Raw genomic sequence first — 18,933 nt, forward strand, 5'->3', positions numbered from 1 at the left:
GGCCGTGAACCGTCTGGATCGGCAGAACGCCCGCTCGGGGCGTACGACCGACGAGGAGTCACCCATGACCACATCCCGCCTCCACCTCCGTGCCGCGCTCGCGGCGACCGCCGTGGTCGGGCTACTCGGCCTGGCCGGGTGCGGGAGCGACCCCGCCCCGACTGCCGGATCGCCCTCGCCCGTGCCGTCCTCGGCTCCGTCGTCCGAGCCGCCCGCGACTCCCACCCCGGCTCCGTCGGAGGTTCCGGTCTCCACCACTGCGTCGGCCGAGCCGACGCCGAAGCTGGACTGGGGCGGCCCGCTGGCTCCCGGAGCTTTCGGGAAGATCAAGGCGGAGGGCAACGTACGCACCCTGGTCGACCAGGGGTGGATGACCCGCGACAGCAAGCGCGAGGACATCTGCGAGGGGAAGCACTGGAGGTGGGTTGAGCAGCTCGGCGACGGCATCGACGTCATCCATGACCAGCAGGGCAACATCGGCTCCTTCGGGATGAGCAAGCCCGTCCTCGAGACCGCCCAGGGCATCACCGTCGGCGACTCCTTCATGGCTCTCCAGGACGCCTACGCGAGGGGCACCCAGAACACCAACGACTACGGCCAGACGACCTGGGTCGTCCAGGACGGCAACCGCTGGATCGGCTTCCTGCTCTCCGGCGACTCCCGCGACGCGAAGGTCGAGTTCATCGAGGTCTCCGTCGGGCACCAGCCCGGTCTGCTCCGCGACGGCTGCTGAGTGTCGGGCGACGCTCACCTCCTCGCGGCGTACGGTGGGGGTGACCGGATCCCGTTCTCGTGGAGGTATCCCATGTCCCGTCGTGCCACCGCCGCCGCGCTCGCCGCGTGCGGCCTGCTGACGCTCGCCGCGTGCGGAGAGGCAGCAGACCCCGACCCGGATGACCGCAACGAGGTGAGCGCGAAGCTCGCCGATCCCGACGGGAAGCGGGTCGGGACCGTCGAGATCGAGGAGGACGACGGCGCCACCCAGGTCAGCGTCCGGGTCAGCGGCCTGCCGGCCGGCTACCACGGCTTCCACGTGCACACGACCGGCAAGTGCGAGGCCGACAGCGCGGCGCCGGACGACCCCTCGAAGACCGGAGACTTCCTCTCCGCGGGCGGACACCTCAATCCCGACGACAGCGCCCACGGCGAGCACCTCGGCGATCTGCCGGCGCTCCTCGTGAACGAGGACGGCACCGCCAGCCTGGAGTTCACCGGCCCCTTCACCCTCGACGACCTGCGGGACACCGACGGTAGCGCGGTCATGATCCACGCCGGCCCGGACAACTACGCCAACATCCCGGAGCGCTACGCCCCCGAGGGCCCGGACGAGGACACCACCAAGACCGGCGACGCCGGCGACCGGATCGCCTGCGCCGTGATCGAGGCCGGCTGACCGGCACGAAATGAGGCGACGTCTGCGGCGCACGGCAGCAGACTGGTGCGGTGACCACCGATCTCACCCCGAACGACATGACCCACCTGCGACGCTGCCTGGAGCTGGCGGCGGAGGCGCTGGCGGACGGCGACGGGCCGTTCGGGTCCGTCCTGGCCGACAGCGCCGGCAACGCGCTCCAGGAGGGACGTAACCGCGAGCACTCGACCGGCGACCCGACGGCGCATCCCGAGATCGAGCTCGCCCGCTGGGCGGCGATCCAGCTCGACCCGGCGACGCGGGCCGGGGCGACTCTCTACACCTCGGGCGAGCACTGCCCGATGTGCTCGGCGGCGCAGGGTTGGTCTGGCGTCGGCCGGGTCGTCTACATCGCCTCCTCCGAGCAGCTGACCACGTGGCGGGCCGGCTGGGGTGCGGGCGAGTCGCCGGTGCGAGCGCTGCCGATCCAGGAGGTCGCCCCGGCCGTCGAGGTCGTCGGCCCGGTCCCCGAACTCGTCGAGGAGATCCGCGCGCTCCACCAGGCGGCCGCCGGAGCCTGAGCGAGCCCGTGTAACACCCAACACACTATTCTTGCATTGACTGCAACTTGCACTCAATGCAAGAATAGTGGCGTGCCCACCTCCACCCCGCCTCCGAACGCTCGCGAGCGTCAGAAGCGGGAGCGTCGGCTGGCGCTGATCGAGGCCGCTCAGCGACTGGTCGGCGAGCGTGGGCTCGACGACGTCACCGTCGAGGAGATCAGCTCGGCGGCGGGGTTGTCGACGCGTACGTTCTTCAACTACTTCGACTCCAAGGACGACGCGGTTCTCGGCATCCAGGAGATCGACCTGGACGCCGAGGTTCGCGCACAGTTCGTCTCCGGCGGGCCCTCGGGACGGCTGATGACCGACCTGGAGGCACTGGTGGCGGGCTTCCTCAGGAATGCCGCCCCCAACATCGAGCAGGGCGAGCGGGCGATGCGGCTGATGATGTCCGAACCCCGCCTCGTCCAACGGCACATCGCCTGGCACCAGCGCGTCGTCGGCGAGCTCGAGGCGCTGCTCTCCGAGCGCCGCAACGCGCGGCCCTCCCCGGTCGACGACGACACCATCGGGATGGTCGCCGGGCTGCTGATGCGGTCGAGCGCGCTCGCGTGGGCGCGGTCGGGCTACGAGGGCGATGCCGCGGCGCATCTGCCCGAGGCAGTCGCCCAGCTCCGCCTGCTCCTCGACGACTAGAACGACCAGCCGCAACCTCTCGGGACTCTCACGTCACACGGCACCCGTGTGTCCTCACCTCTTCACCACCTGCCTGGAAGGTCCAACCCATGAGCCACACGGTCGCGCCCGACGCGCCCGACAAGCCGCTGGTCGTGCTGACGCCGCGTACGATCTGGCTGATCTTCGGGGCCCTGATGGCCTCGATGTTCCTGTCCTCCCTCGACCAGACGATCGTGAGCACGGCGATGCCGACGATCGTCGGTGAGCTCGACGGCGTCGAGCACCAGGGGTGGGTGATCACCTCCTACATCATGGCGATCGCGATCGTGATGCCGCTGTACGGGAAGTTCGGTGACCTCTGGGGTCGCCGCTGGCCGTTCCTGGTCGCCGTCGCGCTGTTCACGCTCGGCTCCCTCTTCGGCGGGATGGCGCAGACGTTCCCCGAGCTGGTCGCCGCCCGCGGTCTCCAGGGACTCGGCGGTGGTGGGCTGATGATCCTCTCGCAGGCGATCATCGCCGACATCGTGCCGGCCTCCGAGCGCGGCAAGTACATGGGACCGATGGGCGCCCTCTTCGGTATCTCCGCGGTCATCGGCCCGCTGCTCGGTGGCTGGCTCACCGACGGCCCGGGCTGGCGCTGGACCTTCTGGATCAACGTACCGGTCGGCATCATCGCGCTCGTCGTTGCCTGGTACGCCCTGAGGCTGCCCTCGCACCGCTCCGGGCGACCGGTCGACTGGCTGGGGATCATGTTCATGGTGCTCTCCACCAGCGGCATCGTGCTGCTGACCTCGTGGGAGTCGCTGGGCCACGACGGCTACGACTGGTCCTCGCCGCAGCTGCTCGGCCTGCTCGTCGGCACCCTGGCCTCGGTGGCCGCGTTCATCGTCACCGAGACCCTCGCGCCCGAGCCGCTGATCCCGCTGCGCCTCTTCAAGAACCCGACCTTCACCGTGACCACGCTGATCGGCCTGGTGCTCGGCATGGGCATGTTCTCGGCGATGGCGATGCTGCCGACGTTCCTGCAGATGTCGACGGGGGCCTCGATCACCGGCTCCGGGCTGCTGATGCTGCCGATGATGGCCGGCATGATGCTGACCGCGATCGGCTCGGGTATCGCGATCTCGAAGACGGGTCGCTACAAGATCTTCCCCATCGTCGGGTTGGTCGTCACCGCGGCCGGGATCGCCTGGATGACCACGATCACCGGCGACATGTCGATGGTGGTCTTCGGGCTGATGATCTTCGTGCTCGGCGCCGGGATGGGCCTGGTCATGCAGACCATCGTGCTCGCCGTGCAGAACGCCGTCGACCCGCACGAGCTCGGCACCGCGACCTCGGCGAACAACTTCTTCCGAGAGATCGGCGCAACCGTCGGCACCGCGCTGTTCACGACCGTGTTCACCACGCGACTGACCGACAACTTCGAGGGTCTGGCCGCGAAGATGGCCTCCTCGGGCCTGATGCCCGCCGACGGCGCCGGGTTCTCCGGCGAGAGCCTCACCCCGGCCGCCGTCGACCAGCTGCCGGAGCCGATCCACAGCTGGGTCGTCGACGCCTTCACCGAGGCGCTCGCTCCGGCGTTCTGGTACCTCGTGCCGCTGGTCCTCCTCGGCCTCGCGCTCGCGCTGTTCCTCAAGGAGGTCAAGCTCTCCAACGAGGCCGGCATGGTCGCTCGCGGGGAGGCGGTCGCCGCCTGACCGCGCCGACGTCGAAGGGCTCTGGCCAGCAGGTTGCTGCTGGCCGGGGCTCTTTCTCGTACGTCCCCAGGTGGCCGTCGAAAACCGCGTGGCTCGCCCCTCGAGTCGGCGCTAGTGTCTCGCCATGCCCTCCCCCGACACGACCTTCGTCCTGGTCCACGGCGCCTTCGCCAACTCGTTCTCGTTCGCGCCGCTGCAGGCCGAGCTCGCGCTGCGCGGGTTCCGCTCGCTGGCGGTCGACCTCCCCGGCCACGGCTTCAAAGCGACCTTCCCGGTGGCCTACCAGGCACCCCAGGACCTCGGTGAGCTCGCGTCCGCGCCGGGCGTGATCAAGGGCGTCACGCTCGCCGACAACGTCGCCCATCTGGTCTCCGTGCTCGAGCGAGCGAAGGCGCATGGCCCGGTGGTCGTCGTCGCCCACAGCCGGGGCGGGATCACCCTGACCGCGACCGCCAACGCCCGCCCGGATCTGATCGACAAGATGGTCTACGTGTCGGCCTGGGCACCGGTGACCCTTGATGCCGTCGCGTACAACTCGGAGCCGGAGATGGCCTCCTTCGACGCCTCGGTGCTGATCGGCGCGGCCGCCGCGAACCCGGCCGACCTCGGTCTGCTGCGCTGCAACTTCCGCACCGCCTCTCCCGAGGTGCTCGCCGGCCTCAAGCACGCCTTCATGGCCGACGGCACCGACGACGAGTTCCGTACGTTCCTCAACACCTTCCAGCCCGACGAGAACCTCGACGCCGGCGGGCCCGACGACCGTGCCCAGGCGTCGACCTGGGGCACGGTGCCGCGGGCGTTCATCCGGCTCAGCGAGGACGTCAGCATGCCGCCCGCGATGCAGGACCGGCTGATCCGCGAGGGCGACGCCCTCACTCCGGACAACCCGTACGCCGTCCACACCCTCGCCTCCAGCCACCTCCGCTGGCTCGTCCACCCCGCACCGGCCGCCGACCTCCTCGCGGAGATCGCGGCCGGCTGACGGGAACTGGGGCCTCAGGTCAGGGCGAAGGTGCTGGAGCGGCGTCCCGGGGTGGAACCGACGGTGAGCGCACCGCGGTCGTGCCGGAGGTAGTCGCCGCGGTCCGTGGCCACCTGCAGCGAGATCCCGCCCTTGACGGGCACCCTGCGGAAGCTGGCCTCGGCGGCGTACGCCGGACCCGGCTGGACCTGCTCGATCCGGACCGTGCCGGCGGTGACCCGGACGTACCGGTCGGGGAAGTTGACCGACTGCAACGACTCCGACCCGTCGCCCGCCAGGCCGGGGACGAAGCGGAACTGGCTATCGGCGAGCTCCCTGGGGGCATGGTCAACCCGCACGGCGTACTCGTAGTGGCGTACGAACGAGCCCGGCGCATCCAGCGGGGTGAGCCGCACGATCGGCCCGCCCTTCCCGACCGGGACCCCGAACATGGGCGTGCCGTCCTCGTGCCAGACCACCTTCTGCACGCGAGCGTGCCGGTTCGGGTCGTAGAGCGGGTCGCCGGTGATGTCGCGGTAGTCCCGGGCGTGGTAGACGAGAACGTCGGTCACGCCGTCCTCGGCGACCGTGAACGAGTTGTGGCCCGGGCCGTACTGCCCGGTCTGCTCGTTGGTCGTGAACACCGGTTCGGGGCTCTTGGTCCACGATGCCGGGTCGAGAAGGTCGGCGTCCGCCGGGGCGGTGAGCAGGCCCATGCAGTAGCGCGCATCGGTGGCGCTGGCCGAGAACGTCATGAAGACCCGGCCGTTGCGGACCAGCACGGCAGGGCCCTCGTTCACCTTGTAGCCCTGCACCTCCCAGCTGCGGGTCGGGGTCGCGATCCGCGCCGGGAAGGTGCTGATCGCGAACGGGGAGCTCATCTCGGCGATGTAGAGGCTGGTGTTGACCGCGATCTCGGGCTCGCTCTGCGCCCAGACCAGGTAGCGGCGGCCCGCGTGCTCGAACGTGGTGGCGTCGAGCGCGAAGCTCATCCAGGGCGTGATGATCTGCTGCGGCGCACCCCAGCCCGCCGGGTCGCGCGGGTCGGCGAGCGCCGACTCCATGACGTACATCCGGATCCGGAAGACATCGTCGGAGTCCCCGGCCGCGAAGTAGACGTACCAGCGGCCGTCGATGCGGTGCAGCTCCGGCGCCCAGATGTGGCCGCCCATCTTCCCGCTGGACGGGCGGCGCCAGATGACCGACTCCGCCGCGGTGGCGAGCCCGGCCAGCGAGGCCGACCCACGGATCACCAGACGGTCGTACTCCGGCACGGAGCCGGTCAGGTAGTACATCCCGTCGACGGGCGGGGTGACGAACGGGTCGGCCCGGCGCTCGACCAGGGGGTTGAGGGTCGGCACGCCCCAGATCTCGGCGTCGCCGGGCATGGATCCCGCCGGGGCTGCGGCCGAAGGCGTGGCGTACCCGGCGAGCGCAGCCGCTGCCCCGAGGCCGACCCCGGCCTGCAGGAGGTGACGCCTGCTGAGGCCGGCTCGGAGGACGAGGTGATTCAGGTGGTCGGACATGGTGCTCCTCTACCGGGTCGGGATGCGGATGAAGGTCACGGAGTACGGCGCGAACGTGCGCGTGAAGGTGCTGTCCACGCCGCGGATCGTGCTCGTCACCGGCTTGATGGGCTGCGCCGTACGCGTGTTCTGCTCCTCCGGGTCGCCGCTGATGACGGTCATCTCCGCCCTGGAGGCGACCTTCACGCCGAGGTCGAGACGAGTCACCGCAGGCTCGGCCTGGGCGTTGACGACCTTGACGATCAGGTCGCCGGTCGCCTCGTCACGGGTGACCACCTGCGCGAACGGCTCGGTGACCTGGTCGTCGTCGAACTCCTGGAAGAGCTGGCCGTCGAGGAAGAGCCGGACACGAGTGCCGCGGACCTCGATGCGAACGTCGTAGGTGCGTCCGGTCTCGACCGAATGGCCCTCCCGGGCGACCAGGGTCTGCTTGCCACCGTTGATGGCCTTCTCGACGACCGTGCGGGTGTTGTTCCAGCCACCGATGTTCCACCAGTAGAAGTTGCCGGAGTCCTTCACCCCGAACGCGATCAGGAAGCCCTCCGAGCCGGACAGCTTCTTGGCCTTGAGCTCGAGGTCGTAGTCGCTCGCGGTGATGTCCGCGGCCTTGACCAGGGTGTCCTGGGCAGTCGCGTCCGTCTGGGTGTAGGCGCCGTCGACGACCGACCAGCTCCCACGGTTGGCCAGCGAGCTCCAGCCCTCGGCGTCACCGTCCGCGAAGTCGTCGGCGAACAGCGCGGTCCCGTCGGGCGCGGTGACCGACACATCGTCGTACGCCGCCGAGGTGGCCCACGTGGAGAGGCCGATGCCGCCGGTGATGGGCCGCGGCTCGATCACCTTGCCGCTCGCTTCGCTGGGCACGACCCGGTCGCCGACGTTGTTCATGAACAGCTTCTGGACTTGGTAGCTCGCCGAGCCCCAGGACTGGTCGTTGTCGAACCAGATCATGTCCGGGCGCCACTGCACCTGGTCCACGTTGGCGAGCAGCGGGGCGTAGGAGGCCAGCCGGACGACGTCGGCGTTGCGCTCGAGACCCGTCATGTACGCCGCCTCGGACAGCGCGTTGAACAGCTTGTTGTCCTGGGAGGCGTACTCCCCGAGGAAGACCTTCGGCCCGTTGCGGTCGTAGCTGTCGTAGCGGTCGTTGTTCTGCAGGAACCAGGTCGGGGAGTTGTAGTAGTGCTCGTCGACCATGTCGACACCGGCGGCCTTGTTCTGCGCCCAGTGCTGGTCGAAGAGCGCGCCCTCGTCGTCGGGGCCGGAGTTGCTGATGATCGTGATCTCCGGGTGGCGGGCCTCGATGGCCGCACGGAACTTCTCGAACCGCTCGAAGAACTCGGTCGGGAGGTTCTCCTCGTTGCCGACGCCGAGATGAGTGAGCCCGAACGGCGCCGGGTGTCCCATCTGCGCACGCAGGGCGCCCCACTCGGAGTCGACCGGGCCGTTGGCGAACTCGATGAGGTCGAGGGTGTCCTGGATGTGGCGCTGCAGCAGCGCCTCGTCGTCGGTGGCGCGGTTCTGGCCGCAGCCGGTGACCAGCGCCGGCACGACCGGCAGCGGCATCGCCCCGATGTCCTCGGCGAACTGGAAGTACTCGAAGTAGCCCAGTCCGTAGGACTGGTTGTAGCCCCAGAAGTTGGCGTTCGTCGCGCGCTCCTCGACCGGGCCGACGGTGTCCTTCCACTGATAGGACCGGGCTCGCTGCCATCCGGAGGCGGCGTCGTAACCGGACATGCTGCCGGTGTTGACGAGGCAGCCACCCGGGAAGCGGACGAACTCCGGCTTCAGCGCCGCGATCTTCTCGGCGAGGTCCTTGCGCAGCCCGTTCTCGCGGCCCATGAAGGTGTCCTCGGGCATCAGCGAGACCATGTCGAGGCGCAGCGTGCCGACACCCTCGCCCTGGAGCCACAGCCGAGCGGAATCGGTCGTGGCGCTCGCGGTGAAGGTGCCGGCGTACTTCTTCCAGGTGTCGCCGTTCACCTGGAGCCGGACCGGATCGGCGTACGCCCTGGCGCCGGACTCGTCGCGCAGCGACACGGTCAGCGGCGTACCGCCGACGGCGTCCGAGCGTGCCCAGACCGAGAAGTCGTAGCGCTTCCCGGCCTCGAGCGCGACACCGTTGTTCCAGCCGCTGTTGGAGACCCCGTACGTCCCACCGCCGGCGTTGGCCAGCGAGAGCTGGAGGTAGGTGCGGTTGCGCTCGTTGAGCCGGGATCCGTCGTTGACGGGGGTGGCGGTCCCGGCGCCGCCGCCGACGGCTCGCGGGGTCCATGCGGTCAGGCCGGTGTAGGAGCGGTTGTCGACCGGGAGGAACTCGAACGACCGGTTCCGCACGAGCTCGGCGTAGAGACCACCGTCGGCCGCGTAGTTGATGTCCTCGAAGAAGACGCCGTACATCGTGTCGCTGATCTCCGGCCCGGACGCACCAGCGTGGGCCGTGATCGTGTAGTCGGGTTCGGGCGCGGCGGCTCGTCGGTCCGCGCCGAGGCTGGGCGCGGCGTAGGCCAGAGGCAGTGCGAGGACGGCGGCGGTGGACAGGACGGTCAGTAGACGGATGCGATGCACGATGGTCTCCTCAGGACACGCGGTAGACGGTGCGGATACGGTCCAGCTCGGCCTTCGTCACCGGTAGGACGGTCCCGTGGCGGGGGCGGCTGGGAAGCTGGTAGTCGCTGGAGATCGAGAAGTTGCCCGAGTCCAGGTCGGTCGTCTCGAACGGCACGTATCCGCGGCCGCCGAACTCGTCGATGAACAGGTACCACTTGTCCTCGGTGTTGGACTTGAAGATCGTCGGTCCCTCGCCGCGGTCGATGCCCGGGTTGTCGGCGGTGGCCTTGCCGATGCACTCCGCGACGAAGCTCCAGTCCAGGTCGAGCAGCGAGGTGGCCTTCTCCTCGACGATGAACTTGCTGCAGGGCGTCGTCGAGGTGTTGTTCCGCTCGTCCTTGGTGAACCGGTAGTAGGTGCCCTGGTGCTCGACGACGGTGGAGTCGATCACCGAGTAGCCCGGGTCGATCCACACCTCGGGCTCACTGAAGGTCCGGAAGTCCCTGGTGGTGACGTAGACCATCCGGTTGTGGGTGTTGCCGGCATGCTCGGGGTCGGACTCGGCGTAGAGCTTCGAGGCCCAGAAGACCACGTACGCGCCGATCCCCTCGTCGTAGTAGGCCTCGGGCGCCCAGGTGTTGCCGGCCTGGGGCGAGGAGACGCGGACGTGTCGCTGCTCGGACCAGTTCACCAGGTCCGTTGACTCCCAGATCTCGATGTAGCGGCTCCCGCGACGCTGGGCGGCGTCCCAGTCGCCGTTGCCGTAGATCTTGAGGTCGGTGGCGATCAGGTAGAACTTGTCGCCCTCCGGGGAGCGGATGATGAAGGGGTCACGTACACCCTTGTCGCCGTATTGCGACCGCAGCACCGGCTGGCCGCCGTTGAGCTCGTCCCAGTGCAGCGGGTCGTTGCCCTTGCTTGCCGCGAGATAGACCTGCTCACCGTCGGCCGTTCCCTCACCCGTGAAGTAGGCGAAGGTGTAGCCCTCCAGCGGCTCCGTCTTCGGCAGCGGCAGCACGGTGAGCCGGAACTGCCGCTTCTCCTTCACCTTGCCGAGGCTGACGGTGGCGTTGAGCGCCACGCGGACGGCCTTCTCCCCGTACGCCGGGCGGCGGACCTCGCCGGTGGGAGTCACCACCTTGGGCTCGCTGGAGGTCCAGCTGACGGTCGTACCGTGCAAGCCCTGGGTCGGCAGGGTGATGTTGCCGCGGATCTCGTCGGCGTCCCAGACGCGGAGCGCGGCCGTGGCGCGAGTGACCTTCTCGGCATCGCTGATGTCGGCCGGCACGTCGACCGTGAACTCCTCGGACCGGCTGACAGAGCCGTGGGTGGCGGTGGCGGTGAGCGTCACGGTGGCGTCGGGGCTGCCGTAGGGCGGGCGGGTGACCTCACCGGTCGCGGAGACGACAGCAGGGTCGGAGGAGGCCCACGAGAAGGTGGAGCCGTTCGGGCCGTTGCTCGGGAGCGAGAGGTCACTGACGACGCGCGAGGTGTCACCCAGGTCGAGCCAGGCCAGGTCGCGGGTGACCCGCCGCTCGTCGGTGACGTGGCCCAGGTCGTGGACCTCGGCCGCCGTCAGCGCACGGTCGTAGATCCTGAAGTCGCGCACCTGACCCTTCAGGTGGCGGTCAGCGCTGTAGACGGATCGGCCCAGGTAGTTCGCCGTGGTGACCCCGTTGCCGATCTGGCCGGGCGTGATGGTCACGCCCGTGCGACGGGCCACCTCGACACCGTCCTCGTAGAGCACCGCGGTGCCGTCGGCGAGCGTGTAGCTGATGGTCTTCCAGGTGTCCCGCGCGAGGTCTCGGCCGGCCGTGACGGTCTGCTCGGTGCTCCAGTTGCCGGTGGCGATGGACGTCCGGTAGGCGTTGCCGGTCGTGAACAGGTAGCCGTTGCCCGAGCCGTTGGAGCCGGTGTTGCCGAGACCCCAGATGAAGTAGGGGGTGGCCTGGTCCGCTGCGATCTTCACCTCCACCGAGACGGTGATCGATGTCAGCCCGGCCATCACGTCGTTCGGGAGCCTGACGTGCCCGTCGGCGCCGCCGAGGGCGAGCCCCTCACCGCCGAGCCAGGTCGTGCCGCCGGCGACCGTGCCGTTGCGGCCGGCCCCCGACGCGTCGACGACCGTGGTGCCGCTGGTCTGGTCGAGCGGGTAATGGACGACGAGCCCTGCTTGGCTCGCGCCCTGCGCCGGGGCTGTGGCCACCAGGCCGGCCAGGATCAGGGTCAACGACGCAAGCGCCGTGACGGTGCGCGCAAGATGCCTCCGGCGCCGGTCGTATGCGGTCGGATTCGACTGGTCCATCTGCGCGCTCCAGGGGTCGACGTTGGGCCGAGGCACCATTCGATGTGACTGCAGTCACATCTAATGTGAGCGCTAACATAAGCAGGAAGGCGCCGCGATCGTCAAGAGAACCGGACGACACCGGCCCGCCTCGGGCACCCGCCCAACGGGGCTCCGACCTGCATATCCGGCGGTAATCGGACGTCGCCGGATCGCCTATCGCGAAATCGTTTTCAGCATCGACATCACACCTGCTTCACTGACCCGGTGGCATCCTCCCCCGGCTCCCTCTGGCACACCCTGATCCATCTCCGCGGCAACCCACGCGCCTGCGTGTGGACCGAGCCGATGTGGGGCCTGTCGATGGCGCTGGTGCTGCCGTACCTCTCCGTCTTCATGCTCGCCCTCGGCCTGCACGACGCGCAGATCGGCCTGCTGGCGACCGCCGGGATGATCTCCCAGGTGGTCTTCGGGCTCGCGGGCGGCATCATCACCGACCGGATGGGGCGCCGGCTGACCAACGCGGTCTTCGACCTGATCGCCTTCGTGATCCCCTGCCTGATCTGGGCAGTCGCGCAGAACTTCTGGGCCTTCCTGGCCGCCTCGCTGCTCAACGGCGCACTGCAGGTCACCGCGAACGCCTGGGACTGCCTGATGGTCGAAGACGCCGAGCGCGACCAGATCACCGGCATCTACTCCCTCGTCCGGGTCGCGGCCGACTGCTCGGCGCTCTTCGCACCGATCGCCGCCTTCATGGTCGCCCAGTTCGGCCTCGAGCCGGCGGTGCGGGTGCTCTTCATCAACGCCGCGGTGGTGATGCTGGCCAAGATCATCCTGCTGTACGCCGCGTCCACCGAGACCCGCCGAGGGCTGATCCGGATGGAGGAGACCCGCCACGAGAGTCTCTGGCGGCTCTTCGTCGGCTACCGCGAGGCCGCGAAGCTGCTGGGCCGCTCGCACGGCTCGCTCCTGGCGCTGGCCATCGCCGCCCTGGTCGCGGCGGTCACCCTCGTCAACGGGACGTTCTGGCAGATCCTCGTCAACCAGCACCTGCACGTACCCGACGCGGTGCTCCCGTTCTTCCCGATGGTGCGGTCCCTGCTGTCGGTGCTCTTCCTCTTCACCCTGATCCGCCGACTGACGTCAGGGCACGACCTCAAGCTGGCGAGCCTGTGGGGTTTCGGCATCTATCTGGCGGGCCAGGTCGTGCTCGTCGCGATCCCGGCCACCGACGGCGACGCCGACCTCGTGACGTACGCGCTTCTCGGGGTGTGCCTGCTCCTCGACGGGTTCGGTGCCGGGATGCTCTTCATGCTCTCGGAGTCGCTCGTCGCCTTCCATGTCGACAAGAGTGAGCGGTCGCGGGTGATGGCGCTGCAGCGCACCGTGGTCATGCTCGCCGCCGCACCGTTCGGCTGGATCTCCGGCTGGCTCTCCGGGATCGACCGCACCTATCCGTTCTGGCTGACCAGCGCGCTGCTGGTGATCGGCGTGATCACCACCGTCGTGTGGTGGGTCGGGCCGCACGCCGAGCCGTCGGTCGAGGCCGTGCCCGCAGATCACGCGTGATCTGTGAACGGCCGGGAGGGACCTGGTGTGCGGTCCTGGACGCCCTCGCGACCGAGTGGGGGGTACTCCAGCAACGTGGGCGCCCGGACCGCACACGGAAGTGATAGCACGCATCTGCGACCGAGCGCTGACAAACATCAACAACTGGTAACGACCGCGCTGAGCGACGTCTACTGCGGCCGATGAAGCCTCACGCCCCAGCACAGAAACCAAGGAACCCCGGTCTCGCAGCCAGCGTTTCCGCTGGTGAGACCGGGGTTTTGCTGAGCCGCCTGTCGGAATCGAACCGACGACCTATTCATTACGAGTGAATCGCTCTGCCGACTGAGCTAAGGCGGCGTACCGTCATCCGTTACCGCATGTAGCGGGTCTGGTTGAGCGGACCGGATGAGTGTACCGAGACTGCGCGCTCGACACTAAAACGGTGCGCCTCGACGTGCTCGTCGATGGTGGTGCGGGTGGGCTTCCCCTTGCCGATCAGGCGGCCCAGGCGGCGAACGCCGTGCTTCATTACTTGCTCTACTCCCCTAGGAACGTGAATCAACCACCGACTGCGGACGCAGTGGTGGTGATTCAATGATGACTCCGAGCAAGCCATAGAGGTAGACGATCTTTCCTTGAAAAGACATAGGATGTCTCTATGTTGTCGCTGCACCAGCTCCGCGTGTTCCTCGCGGTCTACGAGCATGGCTCGCTGACCGCGGCGGCCGAGGAGCTCGGGTATGCGCAGCCGTCGATCTCGGAGCAGGTCAGAGGCCTGGAGCGTACGCTCGGCGTCCAGCTGTTCCGACGCGTGGGGCGCGGGGTGGTGCCGACCGCAGTGGCCGACGAGCTGAGGCCGCACGCGGAGCGTACGGTCGCGGCCGCCGAGGAGGCGCGCAAGGCCGTCCAGGCGGTGAAGCAGTTCGAGACCGGGACGATCCGGTTCGGGATGTTCGGGATCGCGCGGCTCTACGGCGGCGCCGGGCTGGTCGCCGACGTGCTCGACAGATATCCAGGCGTACGAGTCGAGCTCGTCGGCCAGAACTCCGCCGAGGTCCAGGACGACCTACGACGCGGACGGCTCGAGGCGGCGATGCTCTCGGTCGGCAGCGTCTCGGGCGAAGGCCTGAAGGTCACCCCCGTCGCGCGGGACGAGCTCGTCTACATCTCGGCCGACCCCGCCCACCTGGCCACACCGGTCACCCCGCACCGGCTCTCGCTGGCCACGCTGGTCATGTCCGACACCACCTGGAGCGCCGAGGACCCCACCCGGGTCACCATCCGCAACCTGCTCCACGAGACCGGTCGCAACCCGCCCAGTCGGATCGAGGTCGAGGACATCGAGACGGCGGTGGAGCTGGTGGGGATGGGCTACGCCGACGGCGTCATCCCGAAGGGAGCAGCAGAGCAACTGCTCCCCCGGCTCGCACCGAAGGCCGGCTGGGTGTCGCTGCGGCCACGGACGTACGACACCTTCGCCGTCGTCCACCGCACCGACGCCACCCTCTCCCCCGCCGCCACGCTGATGATCGAGCTGGCCACGAAGCGGATCCAGACGATCGCTGACCCGGTCCACCGGCGCTAGGTGTTCCTTCATCAAGGTATGCAGCCGAAGGCTCACATCCCGTGCGGAGTTCCGCCAGGGATGTGAGCCCTGACCTGCATACCTTCGACCGGCTCGAGACACCGCCTTGACGAAGGCTCAGGTCAGTCGCAGCCGTAGCCGTCGTCGTCGGCGTCGAGGCGCCACGGGTCGGAGCTGTTGTTGACCCGGACGGGCTTCTTGTAGCCCGGGATCTCGCCGCAGTCGAGGTCGTTGGTCGAGGTGGCGTTGTAGACCTTCTCGCCGTTGGCGTAGGTGTAGTCCAGGCCCGAGACGCGCTTCTTCAGGTAGAACGCGGCGGACACGTCGGCCCTGCGGTTGGCGTCGCCGGCGAACTTCCAGCGGTAGTAGCGGCTGACCTTCGGCGTGACGATGACGGCGCACTTGCCGTACCGGTTCGTCACGCAGGAGGTCACGCTCATCCAGCGGCCGCTGGCCCGCTTCTGCAGGTGGATGCGCTTGCCCTTGATCGGGTTGCCGCCCGCGGTGAGCTTCCCGACGGGACGGTAGGACCTCGTCCCGTACGGCTTGGCGGAGACCTTGATGACCTTGGTGACGACCTTGGCCGACACGGTCGCCGGGGCCGTGGTGGCGTGGGCGGGCTGGCCGATGACGGGGGCTACCGCTAGCGCCAGGGCGGCGATGGCGGTGGCAGCGAAGGCCTTCGTCGTCGAACGGATTCGCTGGTTCATGATCACGTGCTCGTGACCCTTCTTCTCGAAGTGAAATTACGAGAAGTGATCCTCTGGGTCAGTGAGATCCAGCGGGCGGAGACGGTGAGGACCCACCCCACATGGGGTAAATCAGCACTCCAGGCCGTCCTCGGGCACCTTGCCGTTGACGAGGTAGTCGTCGACGGCGTCATCGACGCAGCCGTTGCCCTGCATGTAGCCGGTGTGGCCGTCGCCGTCACGGGAGACGAGTACGCCGGCGTCGAGGGCCTCCGCGAGATCCTCCGCCCACTCGTAGGGGGTGGCGGGGTCGCGGGTGGTGCCGATGACGACGATCGGGTTGGACCCCTGGGCGTCGATCTCCGGCTCGGGCTCGGTGGCCTTGAACTTCTCCCCGGCGCAGCCGTTGAGCATCCAGGCCAGCGCGGCACCGAAGGTGGGCGCGGCCTTCTCGAAGGCGGGCAGCTGCTTGCGTACCTCCTCCGGGCCGAGGCCGGAGGAGTCGTCGAGGCAGTTGATCGCCCAGTTGGCTTCCATCGTGTTGTTGAGGTAGCCGCCCTCGGGGTCGCGGCCCGCGTAGTTGTCGGAGAGGCTCATCAGCTGGGAGCCGTCACCTTTCAACGCCGCCTGGAGGGCGTCGGTGAGATAGGGCCAGTAGGACTCGACGTAGAGCGGGGTGATCAGACCGTAGAGCGCGTTGCCCGCGGTCAGCTCGCGGTTGCCGGCGGGTAGCGGCTCGGCGTCGATGTCGGCCATCAGCTTCTGGACGCGCTCGACGCCCTCGTCGACGGTGTCGCCGAGGAAGCAGCTGCCCTCGTCGACGCAGTTCTCGACGTAGGAGCGGAGCGCGACCTCGAAGCCCTTCGCCTGGGCGAGATTGGCGTCGAGGACGCTCAGGCCGGGCGCAATCGCACCGTCGAGCACGAACCGGCCGACCCGATCGGGGTAGAGCTCGGCGTAGGTCGAGCCGAGCTGGGTGCCGTAGGAGGCGCCGAAGTAGTCGAGCTGGTCCTCACCCAGCGCCGCCCGGAGTACGTCCATGTCCCGCGCCGCCTCGACGGTGCTGACGTGGGCGGAGATGCCGTCCTTCTGAGCAGCGCAGCCGTCGGCCATCTGGACGCCGCTGTCGACGTAGGCCTTCTCCTCGGCGGGGGTGTCCGGGTCGGGGTCGACCGCGACGTAGGCGTCGAGCGCCTCGTCGTCGAGGCAGTCGACCGGGGTGCTCTGCCCGACACCGCGCGGGTCGAAGCCGACGATGTCGTAGGAGTCGCGGACCGCGGGGCTGAACGACTGGTTGTTGTAGAGCGCGTAGTCGATGCCGGAGCCACCCGGGCCGCCCGGGTTGATCGCCAGCGAGCCGATCTTCTTCTCGTTGGCCGGGTCCTTGATGACCGCGACGTCGATGGTGCGGCCGGTCGGGTCGGAGTAGTCGAGCGGGACCTCGAGGGTCGCACACTCGAAGGCGCCGTTGCAGTCCTTCCAGTCGAGCTTCTGGCTGTAGAAGGTCTGGAGCCCCTCGGACGGCGCCGCGGTGGCCTCGGCGCTCGGGCTCACCCGGTCGGCATCCGGGGCGCCGCCACCGCCTCCACAGCCCGACAGGGCGAGCGCTGACATCACGACGAGAGCGGCTTTGCGATTCACTGATCTCCTCCGGGCGGCAACAGCGCCACCATCATGGCTTCCAGCACCAACTGGGGCTGCACGTTGAACTCCAAGAGCTGCTCGCGGGCCTCGAAGATCGCCCCGATGCGCTGCAGGTTGAGCTCGGGGGTCGAGGACGCGACGACCTGCTCGATCTCGCGCCGGTGCTCCTCGTTGACCAGCGTCACCGGCGCACCGGCAGCCAGGGTGATCGCGTCGCGGTAGACGGAGACCAGGTCCATCAGCCCACGGTCGATCACGTCGCGATGGCGGCGGGTGGCACGGCGCTTCTGGTCCTTCTCGAGCGCAGCCAGCGCGGGACCGTACTCCCGCGGCCGGCGGCCCCGGTCGACCACGCCATAGCCCGCGTCGAGGTCGGCCTTCTCCTTCGCATCGAGGTCGGCGGTGACCGCGTCGGCTTCCTCCTTCGAGACCGCGGCCAGCTCGCCTGCCGCGCGCAGCGCGTCGGCCAGGCTCCTCAGCTTGGCCGGGTAGGCGACGACCTGCTCGCGGCGGCGCCGGGTGTCGTCGTCGCGGGCGAGCGCTTTGGCCCGGCCGATGTGACCCTGGCTCGCACGCGCCGCATAGGCGGCCCTCGCCGCGTCGACGCCCAACGTACGCTGCAGGAAGGCGGTGACGTCGGGAGCGGTCGGGGTGGTCAGCGTGACCAGTCGGCACCGGGACCGGATGGTCGGGAGGACGTCCTCGACGGTCGGCGCGCAGAGCATCCACACCGTGCGGGCACCGGGCTCCTCGACGGCCTTGAGCAGGGCGTTGTTGGCCTGCTCGGTGAGCCGGTCGGCGTCCTCGATGATCAGGATCTGCCAGCGGCTCCCAGCCGGGGTCAGCGCGGACTGGCGCACCAAGTCGCGGATCTCGTCGACACCGAGGGTCAGCTTCTCGGTGCGGACCAGGTTGACGTCGGCATGGCTTCCGGTGAGCACGGTGTGGCACGCGTGACACTGACCGCAGCCGCCGTTGGGGCACTGCAGCGCGGCAGCGAAGGCGATCGCGGCGTTGGACCGTCCCGAACCGGGAGGGCCGGTGAAGAGCCACGACTGGGTCATACCGTGGCCGGCGGCAGCGGTCTGCAGCGTGGAGATGATGTGGCGCTGGCCGACGAGGTTGTCCCAGACGGAGCCCTCGATCAGGCTGGTGGCGACGTTCATGCCGTCACCGCCCGGGCGAGAAGCGGCTCGAGCCGCGCCAGCACCGCCGCGTGGATCTCCTCGACCGGAGCGCGGGCGTCAAGCACCAGGTAGTGGTCGGGGTTGCGCTCCGCGAGCGCGACGAACGCCGCCCGCACCCGCTGGTGGAACTCGACCGACTCCTGCTCCATCCGGTCGCGCTCCTCGAACCGGGTGAAGCCGGCCGTCGGGTCCAGGTCGAGCAGCACGGTCAGGTGGGGTCGCAGGTCGGCGGTCGCCCACCGCGCTACCTCCTCGAGCTGCGCGGCGTCCAGCACCCGGCCGGCACCCTGGTAGGCCAGCATCGAGTCGACGTAGCGGTCGGTGATCACCACCTCGCCACGCTCAAGAGCCGGCCGGACCATGGACTCGATGTGCTCGGCCTTGTCGGCAGCGAACAGGAGCGCCTCGGTCCGATCGTCGAGGTCGCCGGTCTCCGGGGACAGCACGATGCGGCGTACGTCCTTTCCCACGGCCGTGTCGCCCGGCTCGAAGGTGAGCAGGACGCGGTGGCCGCGGGCGGTCAACGCCTGGTGGAGCAGTCGCGACTGGGTCGACTTACCCGACCCTTCGCCGCCCTCGAAGCAGACGAACACGCCGCGCTCTGCGTAGACACCCGGAAACCTCACGACCCCAACCTACGGGGTGGGGCCGACAACCCGACGTACGC

At 69.1% G+C, this 18,933-nt stretch carries 14 protein-coding genes, 1 tRNA gene and 1 pseudogene; 8 read left to right on the top strand and 8 right to left on the bottom strand.

Annotation, left to right across the window (positions count from 1 at the left end; all coding sequences use genetic code 11):
* From ACFVJS_RS06835 to ACFVJS_RS06860, 6 genes and pseudogenes are all read left to right on the top strand, one after another.
* A pseudogene (locus ACFVJS_RS06835) lies at positions 1-733 on the top strand (hypothetical protein); the annotation flags it as partial.
* A gap of 72 nt (positions 734-805) precedes the next feature.
* Positions 806-1,393, top strand: a complete 588-nt coding sequence (locus ACFVJS_RS06840) for a superoxide dismutase family protein (RefSeq protein WP_378878175.1) — start codon at positions 806-808, stop codon at positions 1,391-1,393.
* Positions 1,394-1,443: 50 nt separating this feature from the next.
* Positions 1,444-1,932 (top strand): nucleoside deaminase, encoded by a 489-nt coding sequence (locus ACFVJS_RS06845; RefSeq protein WP_378878176.1) that lies wholly within the window; start codon positions 1,444-1,446, stop codon positions 1,930-1,932.
* 72 nt (positions 1,933-2,004) lie between these two features.
* Positions 2,005-2,610 carry a TetR/AcrR family transcriptional regulator gene (locus tag ACFVJS_RS06850; RefSeq protein WP_378878177.1) on the top strand — a complete coding sequence of 202 codons (606 nt, stop codon included), beginning with the start codon at positions 2,005-2,007 and terminating at the stop codon, positions 2,608-2,610.
* A gap of 89 nt (positions 2,611-2,699) precedes the next feature.
* Complete coding sequence (locus tag ACFVJS_RS06855) at positions 2,700-4,292, top strand: MDR family MFS transporter (RefSeq protein WP_378878178.1); 1,593 nt, start codon at positions 2,700-2,702, stop codon at positions 4,290-4,292.
* Between the two features lie 124 nt (positions 4,293-4,416).
* Entirely contained in the window at positions 4,417-5,274 is an 858-nt protein-coding gene (locus ACFVJS_RS06860; protein WP_378878179.1) for an alpha/beta hydrolase, read from the top strand.
* Positions 5,275-5,288: 14 nt separating this feature from the next.
* On the opposite strand, the gene ACFVJS_RS06865 is transcribed toward ACFVJS_RS06860, so the two are convergent.
* Genes ACFVJS_RS06865 through ACFVJS_RS06875 form a run of 3 tightly spaced genes read right to left on the bottom strand, consistent with a single transcriptional unit; the run spans position 5,289 to position 11,631 of the window.
* Positions 5,289-6,779: a family 43 glycosylhydrolase gene (locus ACFVJS_RS06865; protein ID WP_378878180.1), complete on the bottom strand. Its 1,491-nt coding sequence runs from the start codon at positions 6,777-6,779 to the stop codon at positions 5,289-5,291.
* A gap of 9 nt (positions 6,780-6,788) precedes the next feature.
* Positions 6,789-9,344 (bottom strand): alpha-L-arabinofuranosidase C-terminal domain-containing protein, encoded by a 2,556-nt coding sequence (locus ACFVJS_RS06870; RefSeq protein ID WP_378878181.1) that lies wholly within the window; start codon positions 9,342-9,344, stop codon positions 6,789-6,791.
* Positions 9,345-9,354: 10 nt separating this feature from the next.
* Positions 9,355-11,631 carry an immunoglobulin-like domain-containing protein gene (locus ACFVJS_RS06875; RefSeq protein WP_378878182.1) on the bottom strand — a complete coding sequence of 759 codons (2,277 nt, stop codon included), beginning with the start codon at positions 11,629-11,631 and terminating at the stop codon, positions 9,355-9,357.
* A 246-nt stretch (positions 11,632-11,877) separates the two neighbouring features.
* On the opposite strand from ACFVJS_RS06875, the gene ACFVJS_RS06880 reads away from it, so the two are divergent.
* On the top strand, positions 11,878-13,179 hold the full coding sequence (locus ACFVJS_RS06880; RefSeq protein ID WP_378878183.1) for an MFS transporter: 1,302 nt from the start codon (positions 11,878-11,880) through the stop codon (positions 13,177-13,179).
* Positions 13,180-13,445: 266 nt separating this feature from the next.
* Here ACFVJS_RS06880 and ACFVJS_RS06885 read toward each other — a convergent pair.
* Positions 13,446-13,518, bottom strand: a tRNA-Thr gene (locus ACFVJS_RS06885).
* Between the two features lie 301 nt (positions 13,519-13,819).
* Here ACFVJS_RS06885 and ACFVJS_RS06890 point away from each other — a divergent pair.
* Entirely contained in the window at positions 13,820-14,746 is a 927-nt protein-coding gene (locus ACFVJS_RS06890; RefSeq protein ID WP_378878184.1) for a LysR family transcriptional regulator, read from the top strand.
* Between the two features lie 122 nt (positions 14,747-14,868).
* On the opposite strand, the gene ACFVJS_RS06895 is transcribed toward ACFVJS_RS06890, so the two are convergent.
* From ACFVJS_RS06895 to tmk, 4 genes are all read right to left on the bottom strand, one after another.
* A complete protein-coding gene (locus ACFVJS_RS06895; protein WP_378878185.1) occupies positions 14,869-15,456 on the bottom strand; it encodes a hypothetical protein in 588 nt (195 codons plus the stop codon).
* A 111-nt stretch (positions 15,457-15,567) separates the two neighbouring features.
* Entirely contained in the window at positions 15,568-17,076 is a 1,509-nt protein-coding gene (locus ACFVJS_RS06900) for an alpha/beta hydrolase (protein WP_378878186.1), read from the bottom strand.
* Complete coding sequence (locus ACFVJS_RS06905) at positions 17,073-18,245, bottom strand: DNA polymerase III subunit delta' (RefSeq protein ID WP_378878187.1); 1,173 nt, start codon at positions 18,243-18,245, stop codon at positions 17,073-17,075. The genes ACFVJS_RS06900 and ACFVJS_RS06905 overlap by 4 nt, the downstream gene beginning before the upstream one ends.
* Positions 18,242-18,892: a dTMP kinase gene (gene tmk / locus ACFVJS_RS06910; protein ID WP_378878188.1), complete on the bottom strand. Its 651-nt coding sequence runs from the start codon at positions 18,890-18,892 to the stop codon at positions 18,242-18,244. Before tmk ends, ACFVJS_RS06905 begins: the two co-directional genes overlap by 4 nt.
* Positions 18,893-18,933: the final 41 nt, after the last annotated feature.

Origin of the sequence: Nocardioides sp. NPDC057772 (genome assembly GCF_042798075.1) — a bacterium.
Lineage (GTDB): Bacteria > Actinomycetota > Actinomycetes > Propionibacteriales > Nocardioidaceae > Nocardioides.

What these genes read in the sequence shown, in the direction of transcription:
- ACFVJS_RS06895 (WP_378878185.1), bottom strand. Translation starts at nt 15,456, where the DNA reads ATGAACCAGCGAATCCGTTCGACGACGAAGGCCTTCGCTGCCACCGCC.
- ACFVJS_RS06865 (WP_378878180.1), bottom strand. Translation starts at nt 6,779, where the DNA reads ATGTCCGACCACCTGAATCACCTCGTCCTCCGAGCCGGCCTCAGCAGG.
- ACFVJS_RS06860 (WP_378878179.1), top strand. Translation starts at nt 4,417, where the DNA reads ATGCCCTCCCCCGACACGACCTTCGTCCTGGTCCACGGCGCCTTCGCC.
- ACFVJS_RS06855 (WP_378878178.1), top strand. Translation starts at nt 2,700, where the DNA reads ATGAGCCACACGGTCGCGCCCGACGCGCCCGACAAGCCGCTGGTCGTG.
- ACFVJS_RS06840 (WP_378878175.1), top strand. Translation starts at nt 806, where the DNA reads ATGTCCCGTCGTGCCACCGCCGCCGCGCTCGCCGCGTGCGGCCTGCTG.
- ACFVJS_RS06905 (WP_378878187.1), bottom strand. Translation starts at nt 18,245, where the DNA reads ATGAACGTCGCCACCAGCCTGATCGAGGGCTCCGTCTGGGACAACCTC.
- ACFVJS_RS06890 (WP_378878184.1), top strand. Translation starts at nt 13,820, where the DNA reads ATGTTGTCGCTGCACCAGCTCCGCGTGTTCCTCGCGGTCTACGAGCAT.
- ACFVJS_RS06875 (WP_378878182.1), bottom strand. Translation starts at nt 11,631, where the DNA reads ATGGACCAGTCGAATCCGACCGCATACGACCGGCGCCGGAGGCATCTT.